Below are 15,992 nucleotides of genomic sequence, written 5' to 3'. Positions count from 1 at the left end.
TGGAGGTTCCCCCCCGAAATGCCTAGTCCGATCACGCAACTCGAGCTCGCCCGGGCGGGCGAGACCACCCCAGAGATGAAGTTTGTCGCCGAACGCGAGAAGATCTCGGCCGAGGTGGTGCGTGACGAGTTAGCCAAAGGGACGATGGTGATCCCGGCCAACCGGGTGCACCTGGCTGGTCGGCTGGAGCCGATGGCCATCGGGATCGAGTCCACTTGCAAGGTGAACGCCAATATCGGCAACTCGGCCGTCACCAGCGACATCGACGCCGAGCTCGAGAAGCTGCACACCGCCGTCCACTTCGGCGCCGACACCGTGATGGACCTGTCGACCGGCAAGGACATCGACCGCATCCGCGAGGCGATCATCGCCGCGTCGCCGGTGCCGATCGGCACCGTGCCGATCTACCAGATGCTCGAAGAGCTCGGCGGCGAGATCGAGGACATGCGGGCCCAGCACTTCCTCGACATGGTCGAGCACCAGGCCAAACAGGGCGTCGACTACATGACCGTCCACTGCGGCGTGCTGCTGGAGCACCTGCACCTGTCGATGAACCGCGTGACCGGCATCGTCAGCCGCGGCGGGTCGCTGATCGCCAAGTGGATGATGTCGCACCGCAAGCAGAACCCGCTGTACGAGGCGTTCGACGACCTCTGCGACATCATGCGGCAGTACGACGTCACCTGGAGCCTGGGCGACGGCATGCGGCCCGGCAGCGTGGCCGACGCCAGCGACGCCGCGCAGTTCGCCGAGCTCGACGTGCTGGGTGAGCTGACCAAGCGGGGCCGCGAACGTGGAACGCAGGTCATGGTCGAGGGCCCCGGCCACGTGCCGATGGACCAGATCCAGATGAACATGGAACGCCAGGCCGAGGTCTGCGACGGCGCCCCGTTCTACGTGCTCGGCCCGCTGGTCACCGACATCGCGCCGGGCTACGACCACATCACCAGCGGCATCGGCGCCGCGCTCGCCGGCTGGCACGGGGCCGCGATGCTCTGCTACGTGACCCCCAAGGAGCACCTCGGCCTGCCCGAGAAGGAGGACGTCAAGCAGGGGATGATGGCGTACAAGATCGCGGCCCACGCGGCCGACGTCGCCCGCCACCGCCCCGGCGCCCGCGACCGCGACGACGCCCTCTCTAAGGCCCGCTTCGAGTTCGACTGGAACGAGCAGTTCCGCCTCTCGCTCGACCCAGAGACCGCCCGCGAGTACCACGACCAGACCCTGCCGCAGGACACCTTCAAGAGCGCCCACTTCTGCAGCATGTGCGGGCCGAAGTACTGCTCGATGAAGATCACCCAGGACATCCGCAAGATGGCCGAGGACGGCGACCTGGTTCAGCTCGGGACCACCGCCGAGTAAAACCCCACAGTGTGACTTGTCGCACATTGCGGCCAGGGCCTCCCGGGCTAGACTTGCGTTGTGGCCCCGCGGCCAGACTGCCACCCGTCAGACGGAGACTACCAATGCTACGCACGACCCTCACCCTGTTGTCGCTCACGCTACTCGTGGGTTGCGGCGACGCCGAAGCCCCGGCGGTGGACAAGACCCAGGTGATCAGCTCCGATCCGGTCGAACAGGTTGCGTTCAACACCGAAGGCCTGCCCACGGTCGAGTTCCAGGTGCCGTCGATGCACTGCGAGGTGATGTGCGTCCCCAAGGTCCGCGAGACGCTGGCCAAGCAGCCGGGCGTGAAGGACGTGAGCGTCGACCTCGAGACCAAGACCGCCGTGGTCGCCGTTGAGGGGGGCGAGTTCGACCCCGCCAAGGCCATCGAGGCCCTCGAGATGGAAGACTTCACAGACGTCGAGCTGAAGGTAGACGCCTCGTAACACCGGGCGCCGACCCACGCTATCGGTTAGAATACAACCGCCTGGCCCCCGTGTGTGGCCGGGCGGTTTTTTCTTGTCCTTTGGCCGCCGGCGACGGCCGGCGTTGCGGGAGATTTTCATGCGTTCCCCTCTCCTCGGAGCGGCGTTGCTGACCCTCTGCGTGGCGTCCGCCAGCGGCGAGCCTTCCTACAGAATGCCGGTCTACCCCGAGAAGGCCCCGCCGGCCGCGAGGACCCAGGCCGAGGTCGAAACGCTGCTCGCCGGCAGCGACGCCACCGCCCCAGCGAAGCCGCTCAAGGTGCTGCTGGTCGCCGGGCCGAAGGACCACTCGACCGGCGAGCACGACTACCCGGCCTGGCAGAAGGTGTGGAAGCCGCTGCTGGAGAGGACGCCGCAGACCACGGTCGAGGACGCGTGGGAGCTGCCGACCGAAGAGCAGGCAGCCGACGCCGACGTCATGGTGTTCTACCAACGCGGCCGCTGGGACGACGACCGATCGTTCGTGATCGATCCGTTCCTGGCCCGCGGCGGCGGGCTGGTCTACATCCACTGGGCCGTCGACGGGCGCGGCGGCGAGGCGGAGTTCGCCAAGCGGATCGGCCTGGCCAGCAAGGGTGGCAGCATCAGCTACCGGCACGGCCTGCTGCACATGGACTTCTCGCCCGGCGCCGACCACCCGATCGCCCGGAACCTCGACAAGGTCGACTTTGTCGACGAGGCCTACTGGCGGCTGACCGGCGACCCGAGCAAGCTCGACCTGATCGGCACGTCGGAGGAAGAGGGCGAGCCACGCCCGCTATTCTGGACCGTCGAGCGGGGCAGGGGACGCGTGTTCGTGTCGATCCCGGGCCACTACATGTGGACCTTCGACGACCCGGTGTTCCGCGCCCTGCTGCTGCGGGGCATCGCCTGGGCCGGCAGGGCGGACGTCGACCGCTTCAACGAACTGGTGACGCTCGATGCGCGGGTTGAGTAGTCCGCCGACGGCATCTCGCTGCGGCGCGTAAGACTCTTGCTACCGGATCGACAGTGCGTCGGTGGCGAACCCGGCGTGCGGGTCGTGCTTGTAGAAGTGTCGGGCGATCGCCCCAGAGAGGATCTCGACATACTGCCGCTGGAAGTCCTGGACGCTGCGGTCCTGAACCGGCACGCCGCCGTGCTCCGGGAAGATAAACTCGCCCATCTCGCGGTCCCACAGCCGGCGGCCGTTGTCACGCATGTCGTACACGGTCACGGAGACCTCCGACACGCCCTGGTAGAGGGTCTTGCCGCTGAACAGCTCGAAGTGGTCGAGCTCGACGTGCACGACGCGGTCGGCGTCGACCGCCTTTCCGAGGGCCTTGTAGTCGTCCGAGTCGTTCTCGTCGATCCACTGGTCGACTTCCTGCGGGTGCACGATGTCGATCTTGGGCACGTTCTGCTCGAGCATGCTGCTGACCCGCTTGGCGATGTCCCGCGCGGCGCCGGCGTGGCTGAACGTCGACGACGAAGGCGGGCGGCAGAACACCACCACCCGCTGCTGCTTGAGTCCGTCGTAGTCGGCGTCAACCATGTTGCCGCCTTCCCAGAAGTACACGCCCGACGCCAGCAGCATCGGGCAGCCGGCGGACGGCAGCAGGCACGACAGCGCCAGCAGGAGCGAGAGCCAGGCGGCGGGGCGACGGGAAGCAGCTTGGGGCGGCATAGCCAACCTCGGGAACGCGCGGTGAGCAAGGGGGTTCAGTAGCGGGCGGAGAATAGAGGCAGGCCCGGGGCACGGCAAGAGGAGTCCGCAGGGGGCGCCAGCACCCGCCGGCGCGGGTGTGCGCACAAAAAATCCCCCGCGGGCGTCGGGCCCGCGGGGGATGGGTAGGTCTCGCTGGCGTGGCGCCGCTAGGCGGCGTCGGAAGACGAGGAGCCGCCCGACGAACCGCCCGACTTAGCGGCCGGGTCGGGCGAGGCGCCCACCATCGACAGCAGCGCCGGGCAGGCGATGAAGATCGTGCTGTAGGTACCAACGATCACGCCGACCACTAAGGCGAACGCGAAGCTGTGGATGCCGGGGCCGCCGAAGAAGTACAGCAGGATTACCACGAGCAGGGTCGTGAGCGAGGTCAGCACGGTCCGGCTCAGCGTCTGGTTGATGCTGGTGTTGACCATCGAGAACGTGAGCTTAGGGCTCTTGCCCCGCACCTCGCGCACCCGGTCGAAGATGACGATGGTGTCGTTCAGCGAGTAGCCGATGATCGTCAGGAACGCGGCGACCACGGTTAGGCTGATCTGGAACGACTGGATCTGCAGGGCCTCGGCCAGGGCCGGCACCATGTTCACCAGGTAGGCCGAGATCGCGATGGCGCCGAGCGTGACGAGCACGTCGTGCACGAGCGCGACCACCGCCGCCAGTCCGAACGCGATGTTCTGGAACCGGAACCAGACGTACGCGATGATGCCCAGCAGGCTCACCACGATCGCCTGGATCGCCTTCCGCTGCATGCCGCCGGCCACCTTGCCGCCGATCTTATTGGCCAGCGGGAAGATCGGCTGGCCGGCGAGCTGCTGCTGCAGGTCTTCGGCGACCGCGCGGGTCTGCTCGGCGGTCTGGCCCTGCAGCTTTAGCGTCCAGTCCTTGAAACGCAGGCTGCTGTCTTCGACATACTCGGGGTTCTCGAGCACCGGGGCGACCTTGGCGCCCTTGTCGGCCAGGATGGCCGCGATGCGTTCCTCCAGCACGTCGTGCGAGAAGCCGTCGTCCTTGGAGTAGGCGTCGCCCTGGTTGAAGGTCAGCTCGACCTGCGAGCCCTCGAAGCCGCCCTCGGTGAACGGATTGACCTCGCCGATCGCGACCGAGTTCTTCAGCAGCTTGTCGCCGAACGCGTCGGTCAGGGCCTGCTTCACCGAGTCGACGTCCTCGACGCTCGAGCGGACGGTGAAACGCTTGCCGCCCTCGCCCCGCTCGGTGACCGTCAGGTTCTTGTCGCCGAGGGTCTCCTCGCCGACCTGGGCGGCGGCCACGGTGTCGCGGACCTCTGCGATACCCATGTCGACGCCCTCGGCCAGCACCTGGGTGACGCTGGCGCCGCCGGTGAAGTCGATGTCGAGGATTCCCGAGCCGCGGCCGAACACGCTGAACAGGCCGATCGCGATCAGCGCGATCGAGAAGACCGCGGCCATGCCACGCTTGCCGATGAAGTCGAAGCTGGTGTCGCCAATGATCTGCGAGAAGCTGAGCGACTTGATCCACCGCTTCCGTTCGGCGATGTCGAACACCAGCCGCGAGCAGAAGATGGCCGAGTACATACTCATCAGGATGCCGAGGATGAGCGTCACCGCGAAGCCGCGGATCTGGTCGGTGCCGATCGCGTACAGCACCACGCCGGTGATCAGCGTCGTGACGTTGGCGTCGACGATGGTGGTGGTGGCGCGGTCGAAGCCGTTGCGGATCGCCATCCGCAGGGCGGCGCCGCGGGCCATCTCCTCGCGGATACGCTCGAAGATCAGCACGTTCGCGTCGACGCTCATGCCGACCGTCAGCACCAGGCCGGCCAGGCCGGGCAGGGTAAACGCGGCGCCGAACAGCACCATCAGCGCCAGCACCAGCAGCATGTTGATGGCGAGCGCCAGGCAGGCAACCAGGCCGGCGAAGCGGTAGTAGATCACGATGAAAATCAGCACGGCGATCAGCGAGACCGAGATGGCGAACTTGCCCTGCTCAATCGTCTTAACGCCGATCGTGGCGCTGATGGTCTCTTCGCTGATTGGCGTCTTGTTGAGCGCCGCCGGCAGGCTGCCCGCGTCGAGCACCGCGACGATCCGCTCCACCTCCTGCTTGGTCATCGAGCCGCCAGAGATCTGGCCGTTGCTCGTGATCCGCGACTTGATGCCGGGCGCCGAGAGGATCTTCTCGTCGAGGATGATGGCGAGCGAGCGCTGCCGGCCCGAGGCGTTCGGCAGGTTGTCGCCGGTGAGCTGGCCAAACCTGGCGCTCCCGCGGGCGTCGAAGCGGAAGCCGACCGCGGGGCGGCCGGTCTCGTCAAAGTCGGAGCGGGCCGAGGTGAGGTACTCGCCGGTGACGTTGAGCGGGTCGATCAGCACCAGGGCCTCGGGCTCGGCGCGGGTCTGGCGGGTAACCAGGCGGCCCTCGCCATCGCCAAACTCACGCTCGTCGAATTGGACCCAGCGGCCACGCTCCTGACCACCGATCTCGACGCTCTTCTGGCTCGGCGGGAGCGCCATTGCCGCGTCGATGACGGGCTTGTCGTTCGGCCAACCGGCGCTGGCGAGGATGCGGAACTCCAGCTCGCCGAGGTCGGTCAGCATTGCCTTGACGTGTTTCAGTTCGTCCTGCGACGACGCCTGCGGCACGATCACCTCGATGTCATCACCGTACGACCGGATGGCGACTTCCTTGGTGCCGGACGGGTCGACACGCATCTTTAGGGCGTTGATGACCTGGTCGATCTTGACCTTCTGCTTGCCCTCGCCGCTCTCTTCTGGCGCGGACGCGTTGGGGTTGTTCTCATCGATGATGCGGTCTTTGTCGGCGATCTCATAGACCAGGGTTGTGCCGCCGCTGAGGTCGGTGCCGCCCTTGAACGTGCCGGTGGCGACGATCAACCCGCCCACGGCGACCGAGGTCAGCACCAGGGCCAGCTTCCAGCCGTGGTCCGGCATCTTCAGCACGCCGGCCAGCCAGTTGCCGACCACGACCGGCACGACCAGCACGGCGATAATCAGCAGGGCGTTGGCCCAGTCGAACCCGGCGGCCTCTTCGCCTGCTAGGGTGGCCCCGCCTGCGGCGGCGTTTGTCGTCGAATCGCCCTCGGCGTCGGTCGCCGCGGCATTTGCCTCTTCGGCAGCCGGATCTTCAGTCGTTGCCTCTTCGGCGGGCTCGGCCGTGCCGGAGTCCTCGGCCGCAGGCGCGGGGTCGGTCGCGTCGGCTGCCGGCTCCTCGCTAGCGGCTTCTTCGCCGGCAGGGGCTTCGTCTGCCGGGGCGGCTGCCTCGGCGGTGGCGGCGTCGCCCTCGTCCTGCGAGTAGGCGGCCTGCGGCGCGGCGAACGACACCATCAGGGCCGCCAGCAGGCAGGCAAGCAGCCCGGCCCGGGCGAACGGGGAGAAACGAAACGCTGGCTTCGTGTGTCGCATTTTCGAATGAGTGCCTGAGAGAGGAAGAAGGCCGAACCAGATTGAGGAAGCCCGATTGAGAAAGGTGGTCCTCGGTCGGCCGCTTATTTCTTGCTGTCCTTGGCGGGCGACGCGGCGTCGCCCGGCTTTTCGTCCGTGATCACATCGGTAATGGCCCACATCGCGACGCGGATCTTGGCCCCTGTGGCCTCGTCCACCCGGATGGTGACTCTTTCCTGGTCCCGCTGCACGCCGGTCACCACCCCGTAGATCCCGGCGGAGGTCAGCACGTGGTCCTTTTCCTTGAGATTGGCGACCATTTCCCGGTACGAACGCTCTTTCTTCTGCTGGGGCAGCACGAACATGGCGTAGCCCAACGCCATGATCAGCACCAGCGGCAGGAGCGATAGCAGGCTGCCGCCGCCCCCCTGAGCGAGGACAACGGGGCAGGTCGAGATCTCAGCAAGGACTAGCACGCGGCTCCGAGGATCTTGTTGGGGGTTGTGATTGTCGGTCGTGATTCGGGCAGCACAGACCGTGGGCGCCCCATCAGGGGACGCCGAAGCCCGCATCATAAAGTCAAGCGGCGCAAGGGGGAAGGGGAGATAGCAGGCGACCGGCGGACCCCCCGAAGCGTGCTGTATTGCGGCAGGCCGCTGTTGTCGCTGAGCAGCGAGTGGGTGGCTCGCAGCCCGCACTCTCAATCTGCTTGCAGGCGGGGCCTGCCGGCGACGCCAAGGCGCCTCGAGGGTCTGTTTTCTACCGGCCTTGGCGGTCTGGTTGGCTCGTTTTCTGGCGGCCTGCAACTGTGTGGCCTGTAGCGGTTAAACGGGAGAAGGAACGGTGAACGGCCGTCCTTCGACCACTCGGACTGGCAAAGGCGGACCGCCAGCGACCGATAATCAGCACCGGCGGACACGGCAGGGAGCCGCGTCCTGACTCGGTCGCAGGGAGGCGACGCTCATGACTCGGGCCTGGTTGGCCGCAGCGACTGCGGTTGTTTGGTTTTGTGGAACGAATCTGCCCCTGCTAGCCCAGGGCGCTAGCTGGGAGTCGTACTGCGCCCCGTGCGGCGTGAACCCCGGCTGCAGCACCTGCGGGCCGACGGGCGCCGATGCTGGCGCCGCCTACGGATACGGCGCCGGCTGTGCTGGTGACTCCGCGTACTCCGGTGGGTCCTGCTACGGCTCTGATGCGGCGGCGTGTGGCGTTGCGTACCCGTCCTGTGCCGCCCCGGCGCCCCCATCGGCGGTTTGGTCGTTCTCGCTTGGCGCCCTCTACCTGCAGCGCGACCACGGCAACAACTACGCCTTCTCCTACGACGACCCGAACGAAGACCTCCAGTACCTCAATCAGCGTGACGCCGATTTCAGCGGCGGCATGGGCTTCGAGACCCGCCTCGCCCGCTACGACGCCTGCACCAAGCACGGGCTGGAACTGGTCTACTGGCAGCTGCTGCCGACCGACGAGGAGGCGATGGTGCTCGGCTCGTCGCTGGCGGGCAACCTGAGCGCGATTCTCAACTACGACCAGCTCGACTACAGCGGCGCCACCGCCGACAACTTCACCAACAACGCCTTCGCCCACCGCCTGCGGCGGGAGATGGACGTCTACAACGTCGAGGCGAACCACGGCATTGTTCTGACCGACGCCTGCGGCTCGGGGGCGACGGTGGCGTCGCTGGTCGGTTTCCGCCTGTTCCGCTTCGACGAGCGGCTGCAGTTCGCGTCCGACCCGAACGACTCGATGTTCACCTACGAGACCGACGAGCTCTACTACGACATCGACACGCAGAACCTGCTGGTCGGCTGCCAGCTAGGCGGCAGCGTCAACCGCCCGATGACCGGCTGCTTCAGCCTGACCGCGGTGGCCAAGGCGGGCGTGTTCGGCAATTTCTGCGAGTCGAGCTCGCGGATCTCCGGCGCCGCCGGCACGGCGACCATCAACAACGGCCCCAACAACGGCGCCAGCTGGATGGTCAGCAACGACAAGGTAGACGTCGCGATGATGGCCGAGATGGCGCTCGGCTTCGCCTACCAGCCGACCCGCCGCTGGCGGTTGACGGCCGACTACCGCGTGATCGGCGTGTCGGGCGTCGCGCTGCCGACCAACCAGATCTACCACGACCTGCGCGGCATCAACGACGTCGCCCTGCTGCAGACCAACGGCCACGTGATCCTGCACGGCGCCTACCTCGGCATGGAACGCTGCTTCTGATTCTCGTCTGCGAGCCGCGGCGGAGTGGCCCCCGTCCCCCCGGGGGCCGCCGCCCTGGCTGGTTCTCTCGCCTGACCGAGCGGGGTATGATGGCGGGGGCGTTTGCCGCTCTCGCTAGTCACTCCTCACCGTCTCCTTGAGGGGCCCCGCGGCCCTCGGAAAGGCTTCTCATCATGTCGGATCTTGATCGCAGGAAGTTTCTCGGCGCCTCGGCCGGCCTGGCCGCGGGCATGGCCGCCGCCCAGTCAGCGGTAGCGGCCGAGCAGTCGTCGACCATCGACCAGCCGCAGGACCTGCCGCCCGGTGAGGTTCCGCCCCCTCCGATGATCACCCTCGGCGACACCGGCGTGAAGATGTCGCGGCTGGGGCAGGGCACCGGAGTGCACGGCGGCAACCGGCAGTCCGACCAGACGCGGATGGGATTCCAGGAAATCGTCAGTCTGTTCCACCACGCCTACGACCGCGGCCTCCGCTTCTTCGACCTCGCCGACCTGTACGGCACGCACGTCTACTTCCGCGAGGCGCTCCGCACGATCCCCCGCGACGAGGTCGCCATCCTGACGAAGGTCTGGTGGCGGTACGACGGCCCCGAGGACAAGACCTCCGACGCCGAGCGCGCCCAGGACACCCGCGCCACGCTCGAGCGATTCCGCCACGAGCTCACCACCGACTACCTCGACATCGTCCTCCTGCACTGCCTGATGGACGGCCAGTGGCGCGGCAAGATGGACCCGTACATGGACGTCATGAACGAGGAGAAGGAGAAGGGCCGCATCAAGGCGGTCGGCGTGTCGTGCCACGACTTCACCGCCCTCAAGGCCGCCGCCGCCGAGCCGTGGGTCGACGTTATCCTCGCCCGCATTAACCCCAAGGGCGTGCTGATGGACGCCTCGCCCGACGAGGTCATCGCCGTCCTGCGTCAGGCCAAGGCCGCCGGCAAGGCGATCATCGGCATGAAGATCTTAGGCGAGGGCAAGCTGGCCGATCAGCGCGAGGAGTGCATGAAGTTTGCCCAGGGCCACGACTTCATGGACGCCATGACCATCGGCTTCGAGAAGCCCGAGCAGATCGACGAGGTGCTAAGGCTGATGGCCAAGTACCCGTCGCAGGCCAACGGTTGACGAGAACGGGAGCTATTCCGGCGCCGCGTCGCTCAACTCGGTGATCGGCGTCAGCAGCAGCTTACGGAACTCGACCTCCGAGCCCTCGGCCTGCACGGCAATCTGGCCCTGCTTGGCGGTGCAGTCGTGGCCGTGGTTGACCAGGTCGCCGTTGACCCACACCTTGATCTGGTTGCCCAGGCATTCGACGACCATCCGGTTCCACTCGCCGAGCGGCTTCTCGGAGCCGTCGGTTAGGTTGACGATCCGCCGTGCGTCGCCGTCGCGGCCGCCCCACTTCTCCTTTGGACCGCGCCGGGCGACCATGTCGGGCACGGCGATGTCCTCGTGGATGCACCAGAAGTCGCCGGCGTTCTCGTGCATCATCTGCACCTCGAGCGACTGCGGGAACATCCCGTACAGCGCCCGCGGCTGCGACGCGTGCACCAGCACACCACAGTTGCCGGGCTTGCCGGCAAAGCGGTACTCGACCTCCAAGCGGTAGTCGCCGTGCTGCTCGTCCGTGATCAAATGCCCGCCCGGCGTGCCGAGACTCACCAGCATGCCGTCCCGCACGACAAACGGCATCCGCGCTTCGGGGTTGTTGTCCCGCTCCGGCACGTCGGCGTGCCAGCCTGTGAGGTCCTGGCCGTTGAACAAGCTGACCGACTCGCCAGACGCCGAAGGGGGGATGTTCGCACTGATGGCCTGAACCAGCTGGTCGACCTCGGCGTCGGTCATAGAGCCGCCGGAGATTTGGGCCCGGCTGGTGATCCTTGTCCGCAGGCTGGGCGCCGAAATCAGCCTACCGTCAACCAAGACGCCAAGCCGACGCGCACGGCCGGAGGCGTCGGGAAGGTTGTCCCCAGTCAGGCGCCCGAAACGGTCGGCGCCTTCATCGTTGAGTTCGAAGCTGATCGCTGCTCGGCCGGTCTCGTCTTTGCTCTTCTCGATTTGAGCGAGGTCTTGCTCGGTCACATTGAGCGGATCAATCAGCACCAATGCTTCCCGGGCGCCGTTTGCATTACGCGTCGCCAGACGCCCGAAATTGGCGTTCGGTCCAAACTCCCGATCCTCGAGCTCGACCCAGCGGGCCCGCACTTCTCCGTCCACCGTGACGGTCTTTTGGCCGGGGGGGAGTTGCTGGGCCACCTCAATCACCGATTGGTCGTCTTCCCGGGTTGGCTCGGCCACGATGCGGAACTCGAGCCGACCGCTGTCGGCGGCCGCCGGTTCGTCGGCGGGCGAGACCGTCGCCGCGAGCAAGCAGACCATGGTTGCTAGGTGACGGCTGCATCGGCTCGATATCATCATTCCACCTAAAGAGAGTTGTGGGGCTTGAATCAGCGTTCGCACACGCGACTAAGAAGGCGCGCACGCATTCATTAGAGCAGCCTCGCGACGCGAATGCAGCAAGAAACAGGGCCAACAAGAAACAAGGCCAAGAAGTGGCCGGGCCAAATGAGCAAGCCGCCGCCGCTCAGGCGTCGCCGAAAGCGTCGGCCGCGGCCGCCGACTGCAACGCCCGCAGCTCGGCGAGCTGGCGATCTGCCTGATCGCAGAGCTCGTCCCAGTCCGGGGAAGGCTCGCCGGCAAAGGTCACCCCGCTCGCCGACAGGCACCGCCACAGCATCAGCCGGGCCTGGGTCGCCACGGTCAGGCCCTCGAGTTCTAGCACCCGCGACGCCGGCGCGTAGCCGGTGATCTGGCCGTTGAGCTTAAGCCGGCCGAGCTTCTCGGCTAGCCAGGCCGCGGTGGTCTTGAGGCTGCTGGCGTTTGCGCCGCGGCTCTTAAGCAGGTCGCGGACGATGCGCTCGCCCTCCTCGCACAGCCCGCGGTGCTCTTGGAGGTACCCGGCCAACGGCGTTTGCTCGTTCTCCTGCTCCATGCGTTGGCAGAGCTCGCGCTCGGCGACGAGCACAGCCAGGTGGTCGTTCAGGTAGATGTCGAGGGCGTCGCTGAGCATAGGGGAATCGTACGCGCTGCTATTGAATGCAGCCAGCTGGGAATGGCCGCATTTCAACCCTACCTTACGGGGTCGTTCTCGGGGCCGCGGAGCGGCGCCGTCCCCATCTGTTCATCACCATCGGTGCGATCCGACCGCCAAGCTGATCGAATTGCGGCCACACGCGGGGATCCCCAGCGCAGGCCTGCCCGCCGCGCGGATAGGGTAGACGCAGCGAGGGGCGACTCAAGCCCACGAGATCTCACACCGAACAAGCGGAGCCTACCCATGAAACGCCACTCCACCCTAGCGCTTGCGGCCGCCCTGCTGATGATCGGCGCCACGACCGGCTGCGAGCGGAAAGAAAAGGTCCTCGAAGTCGACAGCCCCGGCCTGCAAGTCGATGTCGAGCGCAACGTCGACACCGGCGAGGTAGAAGTGAACGTCGACGAGGAGTAGCGTTGTTGCTTCTGGGCCTACGGGGCGGCCCTTTCGCGACCGAAACTCCGACGCATGGCAAACAGGGCGGCTGGCCCGAGCAGGGCCAGCCCGCCCGGTGTCGGCACGCCGCCAACTACTCGGTAGGTCTGGTCGGGCCAATTCAACGGGTACGTGAACGGCGACCCGTCCTGCAGCGTGGCGGTAAGCTCCACGCCACGCTGCGGAATCTCGATGGCCTCGCCCGGCGCCAGCCGCGGCAGTGGCAGGCCGTCAATGGCAAAGTCGGATCCAACCAGCGAGAGTACGCCAGAGCCCGCGTACTCGAAGCTGCCCGATCGCGGGTCGGCGAGCAGGCCGCCCGAGATAGTGACCTTTGTATCGCTGCCAAGGAATCCGCCCCCCAGGATCTCACCCCCAGTGATATTCACGATCAGCTCGTCATAGCTCTCGATTCCCTTGAGGGCGCCGCCCTGCATCTCGAACGTCGAACCGTTGCCCGCAATCAGGTAGATCTCGCCGCCCGTCATCCTTGCGCCAACGTTGTCGAAGATCACAGAGTTGTCGCCGCCGGCGATCAGCACTTGGTCGGTGTTGCTTGCTTGGTAGCCAAAGTAACCTCCGCCAAAGACGTTGAGTTCTCCCGCGAAACCCGCGTAGTCGTACAAGGTCCCGCCGTAGAGGTTGGCGACGCTCCCGGCTTCGGCAAACAGATACCCGCCGCCCTCGATGTGCGAGCCGTCGAGAAAGTTGACGACACTTCCGGACTGCGCTACAAGGGTGTCGTCCAGGTCGATGTAGAGCTCACCAGAGAGGTTCAGCGTCTGTCCGGCCGTCAGCACGCTCGGCGTGGGATCGGGCGGCACGTTGATGACAGCCTCGCCCGGAACCTCGAACCCCCAAGCAGCGCCTGTGAGAAGTAGCAGGGCGGTGGCGGCAAAGCAGGCGTTTCTCGGGGCAGGCACGGGGGGTAGTCTCGTCTGGGGGTAGCGTCTGCAGCAGGCGGGGGGGACTTCGCGCTACCGGCCACACTAAACGGGGCGGCATTGCGGGTCAACGCGCTGACGGGCGAGATCGCCAGCAAAAGAACGAACCCAAGTCGATCCTTCGGCCACCGCCGCTAGGCATCGGGGCCAGGTCATGCTCCTCGGATCTGCTGAATCAGCCACATAATAACCCCGCCAGCGAGCAGCAGTGTACCAGCGGCGATCACCAGCAGGGCAGGGGCCATCCATATCGATGCGGGCGACGTCAGTTCCGCCAGGACCTCGGAGTCCGGTCCGGCAGGAGAGTAGTCAAATCCTTCAGCGAGAAACTGATAGTGAATGAAGCCGCATGCAACTACGAGCGGCCCTACGATTACGATCATCGCGAATCCGAGGACCAGTAGTCCGGTTGGCGATCTCCACCAGCGAACGGCTCGCTTCTTGCTGTCGGCCGGTGGGGATCTTGGCGACTGATACGGATTGCTGCTACTCAACTCGCTCACTCATCCGTCACGCACCCCTCGCTAGCGCTCTTCACGTTCTTGATGTACTTGTAAAGCGTGCCGCGGGTCGCCTTGTACTCGGGAGCCTTCCAGGCGGACTTGCGCTTGGCCAATTCGTCGTCGGTGACGTCGAGGGTGATGAGGTTGGCCTCGGCGTCGATGGTGAGCTTGTCGCCGTTCTTGACCAGGGCGATCGGGCCGCCGACCTGGGCCTCGGGCGTGACGTGGCCGACGATGAAGCCGTGGCTGCCGCCGGAGAAGCGGCCGTCGGTGATCAGCGCGACGTCCTTGCCGAGGCCGGCGCCCATGATGGCGCTGGTCGGGGTGAGCATCTCCGGCATGCCGGGGCCGCCCTGGGGGCCCTCGTAGCGGATGATCACGACGTCGCCTTTATTGATCTTCTTCTCTTCCAAGGCGTGCAGCATGTCCTCTTCGCTGTCGAAACAGTTGGCCACGCCGGTGAACACCAGGCCTTCCTTGCCGGTGATCTTGGCGACCGCGCCGTCGGGGCAGAAGTTGCCGCGCATGATGCGGATGTGGCCGGTCTCTTTGAGCGGCTTGTCGAGCGGACGCACGATGGTCTGGCCCTCCTTGAGGCCGGGCAGGTTCTCGAGGTTCTCGGCGATGGACTTGCCGGTGACCGTCATGCACGAGCCGTCGATCAGGTCGGCGTCGAGCAGCATCTTCATCACCGCCGGCGTGCCGCCGATGGTGTGCAGGTCCTCCTGCACGAACGATCCGGACGGCTTGAGGTCGGCCAGGTAGGGGATCTTGTCGCTCACCTTCTGGAAGTCGTCGATCGTCAGCTCCACGTCCACGCTGCGGGCCATCGCCAACAGGTGCAGCACGGCGTTGGTCGAGCCGCCGAGCGCCATGATCAGTACCATCGCGTTCTCGAACGCGGCGCGGGTCATGATGTCGCGCGGCTTGAGGTCGAGTTCCAGCAGGTTGTAGATCGCCTTGGCCGCCTCGTGGCACTCCCGCTTCTTGTCGGGGTGCTCGGCCGGGATCGAGCTGCTGTAAGGCAGGCTCATGCCCATCGCCTCGATGGCGCTGGCCATGGTGTTGGCGGTGTACATGCCGCCGCACGCGCCGGCGCCGGGGCAGCTGTGCTGCACGATGTCCTTCCGCTCCTCCTCGGTGATCCGGCCCGCGAGCCACTCGCCGTAGCACTGGAACGCCGAGACAATGTCACGCTTCTCGTCGCCGCCGGAGCCCTTGGTGAAGCCGGGCTTGATGGTGCCGCCGTAGATCATGATCGCCGGGCGGTTGAGCCGGCCCATCGCGATCAAGCAGCCCGGCATGTTCTTGTCGCAGCCGGGCAGGGCGATCAACGCGTCGTACCACTGGGCCTGCATGACGGTCTCGATGCTGTCGGCGATCAGGTCACGCGACTGCAGGCTGTAGCTCATCCCGCTGGTGCCCATTGAGATGCCGTCGGACACGCCGATCGTGTTGAACCGCATGCCGACCAGCCCGGCGGGGCGCATGCCTTCCTTGACTTCATTGCCGAGGTCCAGCAGGTGCATGTTGCAGGTGTTGCCGTCGTACCACATGCTGGCGATGCCGACCTGCGGCAGGTTCATGTCGGATTCGTTCAGGCCCGTGCCGTACAGCATCGCCTGGCTGGCGCCCTGGGACTTCGGTTGGGTGATCTTGCTGGAGTACTTGTTGAGCATGGGACGTGCGTGGCAGGTGTGTGGTGGTTGGTGACGAATGCTTGGCCGCCGGCCCTTGGCTAAGATTGCCGCCGCCGGTCTTAAGCCCACCTCGCCAGAGGTGGGACCTCCGCGTTGGATTGGGTGCAATCCGGCGATTTTAGCCGGAAAAGCCGCGGAGTGCGATGCGCCCACTGGCCTTAACCGATTGCG

The 15,992-nt window shown here is 66.3% G+C and carries 13 protein-coding genes; 6 read left to right on the top strand and 7 right to left on the bottom strand.

Translation table 11 applies throughout. The features are described from left to right. Window positions 1-30: 30 nt before the first annotated feature. The 3 genes from thiC to Pla123a_RS10040 all read left to right on the top strand — a co-directional run bounded on the left by thiC (window position 31) and on the right by Pla123a_RS10040 (window position 2,808). The gene (gene thiC / locus Pla123a_RS10050; protein ID WP_146586850.1) at window positions 31-1,362 is read left to right on the top strand and encodes a phosphomethylpyrimidine synthase ThiC; all 1,332 of its coding nucleotides are present in this window, start codon (window positions 31-33) and stop codon (window positions 1,360-1,362) included. A 104-nt stretch (window positions 1,363-1,466) separates the two neighbouring features. Then, window positions 1,467-1,832 (top strand): heavy-metal-associated domain-containing protein, encoded by a 366-nt coding sequence (locus tag Pla123a_RS10045; RefSeq protein WP_146586458.1) that lies wholly within the window; start codon window positions 1,467-1,469, stop codon window positions 1,830-1,832. A 118-nt stretch (window positions 1,833-1,950) separates the two neighbouring features. Further along, window positions 1,951-2,808, top strand: a complete 858-nt coding sequence (locus Pla123a_RS10040) for a ThuA domain-containing protein (RefSeq protein ID WP_146586456.1) — start codon at window positions 1,951-1,953, stop codon at window positions 2,806-2,808. 39 nt (window positions 2,809-2,847) lie between these two features. Here the strand turns inward: Pla123a_RS10040 and Pla123a_RS10035 are convergent, their stop codons facing one another. The 3 genes from Pla123a_RS10035 to yajC form a co-directional block, all read right to left on the bottom strand. Then, a complete protein-coding gene (locus tag Pla123a_RS10035; RefSeq protein WP_146586454.1) occupies window positions 2,848-3,516 on the bottom strand; it encodes a hypothetical protein in 669 nt (222 codons plus the stop codon). Window positions 3,517-3,704: 188 nt separating this feature from the next. Further along, window positions 3,705-6,953 carry a protein translocase subunit SecD gene (gene secD, locus Pla123a_RS10030; protein WP_146586452.1) on the bottom strand — a complete coding sequence of 1,083 codons (3,249 nt, stop codon included), beginning with the start codon at window positions 6,951-6,953 and terminating at the stop codon, window positions 3,705-3,707. A gap of 83 nt (window positions 6,954-7,036) precedes the next feature. Beyond that, window positions 7,037-7,408 (bottom strand): preprotein translocase subunit YajC, encoded by a 372-nt coding sequence (yajC, locus tag Pla123a_RS10025; RefSeq protein ID WP_197527841.1) that lies wholly within the window; start codon window positions 7,406-7,408, stop codon window positions 7,037-7,039. Between the two features lie 598 nt (window positions 7,409-8,006). Between yajC and Pla123a_RS10020 the strand changes: the two genes are divergently transcribed. Together Pla123a_RS10020 and Pla123a_RS10015 are read left to right on the top strand one after the other, a co-directional pair. After that, entirely contained in the window at window positions 8,007-9,149 is a 1,143-nt protein-coding gene (locus tag Pla123a_RS10020) for a BBP7 family outer membrane beta-barrel protein (RefSeq protein WP_231956379.1), read from the top strand. Window positions 9,150-9,322: 173 nt separating this feature from the next. Further along, window positions 9,323-10,270, top strand: a complete 948-nt coding sequence (locus Pla123a_RS10015) for an aldo/keto reductase (RefSeq protein ID WP_146586435.1) — start codon at window positions 9,323-9,325, stop codon at window positions 10,268-10,270. A gap of 12 nt (window positions 10,271-10,282) precedes the next feature. Here Pla123a_RS10015 and Pla123a_RS24565 read toward each other — a convergent pair whose 3' ends face one another. Both Pla123a_RS24565 and Pla123a_RS10005 read right to left on the bottom strand, forming a co-directional pair. Continuing rightward, the gene (locus tag Pla123a_RS24565; protein ID WP_197527840.1) at window positions 10,283-11,524 is read right to left on the bottom strand and encodes a 3-keto-disaccharide hydrolase; all 1,242 of its coding nucleotides are present in this window, start codon (window positions 11,522-11,524) and stop codon (window positions 10,283-10,285) included. 205 nt (window positions 11,525-11,729) lie between these two features. Then, entirely contained in the window at window positions 11,730-12,215 is a 486-nt protein-coding gene (locus Pla123a_RS10005) for a hypothetical protein (RefSeq protein ID WP_146586433.1), read from the bottom strand. A gap of 267 nt (window positions 12,216-12,482) precedes the next feature. Here Pla123a_RS10005 and Pla123a_RS24560 point away from each other — a divergent pair, with 267 nt between their 5' ends. Next, on the top strand, window positions 12,483-12,653 hold the full coding sequence (locus tag Pla123a_RS24560; protein WP_197527839.1) for a hypothetical protein: 171 nt from the start codon (window positions 12,483-12,485) through the stop codon (window positions 12,651-12,653). Window positions 12,654-12,670: 17 nt separating this feature from the next. Here Pla123a_RS24560 and Pla123a_RS10000 read toward each other — a convergent pair whose 3' ends face one another. Both Pla123a_RS10000 and ilvD read right to left on the bottom strand, forming a co-directional pair. Next, a complete protein-coding gene (locus Pla123a_RS10000) occupies window positions 12,671-13,597 on the bottom strand; it encodes a hypothetical protein (RefSeq protein WP_146586431.1) in 927 nt (308 codons plus the stop codon). A 520-nt stretch (window positions 13,598-14,117) separates the two neighbouring features. Then, on the bottom strand, window positions 14,118-15,800 hold the full coding sequence (gene ilvD / locus Pla123a_RS09995; RefSeq protein ID WP_146586429.1) for a dihydroxy-acid dehydratase: 1,683 nt from the start codon (window positions 15,798-15,800) through the stop codon (window positions 14,118-14,120). Window positions 15,801-15,992 lie beyond the last annotated feature (192 nt).

Origin of the sequence: Posidoniimonas polymericola (assembly GCF_007859935.1) — a bacterium.
Taxonomy (GTDB): Bacteria; Planctomycetota; Planctomycetia; order Pirellulales; family Lacipirellulaceae; genus Posidoniimonas; species Posidoniimonas polymericola.
This window is presented reverse-complemented; position numbering and strand designations above follow the sequence as displayed.

Excerpts from the sequence above, each read along its gene's own strand:
- Pla123a_RS10045 (WP_146586458.1), top strand. The coding sequence starts at position 1,467 with ATGCTACGCACGACCCTCACCCTGTTGTCGCTCACGCTACTCGTGGGT.
- Pla123a_RS10040 (WP_146586456.1), top strand. The coding sequence starts at position 1,951 with ATGCGTTCCCCTCTCCTCGGAGCGGCGTTGCTGACCCTCTGCGTGGCG.
- Pla123a_RS10035 (WP_146586454.1), bottom strand. The coding sequence starts at position 3,516 with ATGCCGCCCCAAGCTGCTTCCCGTCGCCCCGCCGCCTGGCTCTCGCTC.
- secD (WP_146586452.1), bottom strand. The coding sequence starts at position 6,953 with ATGCGACACACGAAGCCAGCGTTTCGTTTCTCCCCGTTCGCCCGGGCC.
- Pla123a_RS10015 (WP_146586435.1), top strand. The coding sequence starts at position 9,323 with ATGTCGGATCTTGATCGCAGGAAGTTTCTCGGCGCCTCGGCCGGCCTG.
- Pla123a_RS24565 (WP_197527840.1), bottom strand. The coding sequence starts at position 11,524 with ATGGTCTGCTTGCTCGCGGCGACGGTCTCGCCCGCCGACGAACCGGCG.
- Pla123a_RS10005 (WP_146586433.1), bottom strand. The coding sequence starts at position 12,215 with ATGCTCAGCGACGCCCTCGACATCTACCTGAACGACCACCTGGCTGTG.
- Pla123a_RS24560 (WP_197527839.1), top strand. The coding sequence starts at position 12,483 with ATGAAACGCCACTCCACCCTAGCGCTTGCGGCCGCCCTGCTGATGATC.
- ilvD (WP_146586429.1), bottom strand. The coding sequence starts at position 15,800 with ATGCTCAACAAGTACTCCAGCAAGATCACCCAACCGAAGTCCCAGGGC.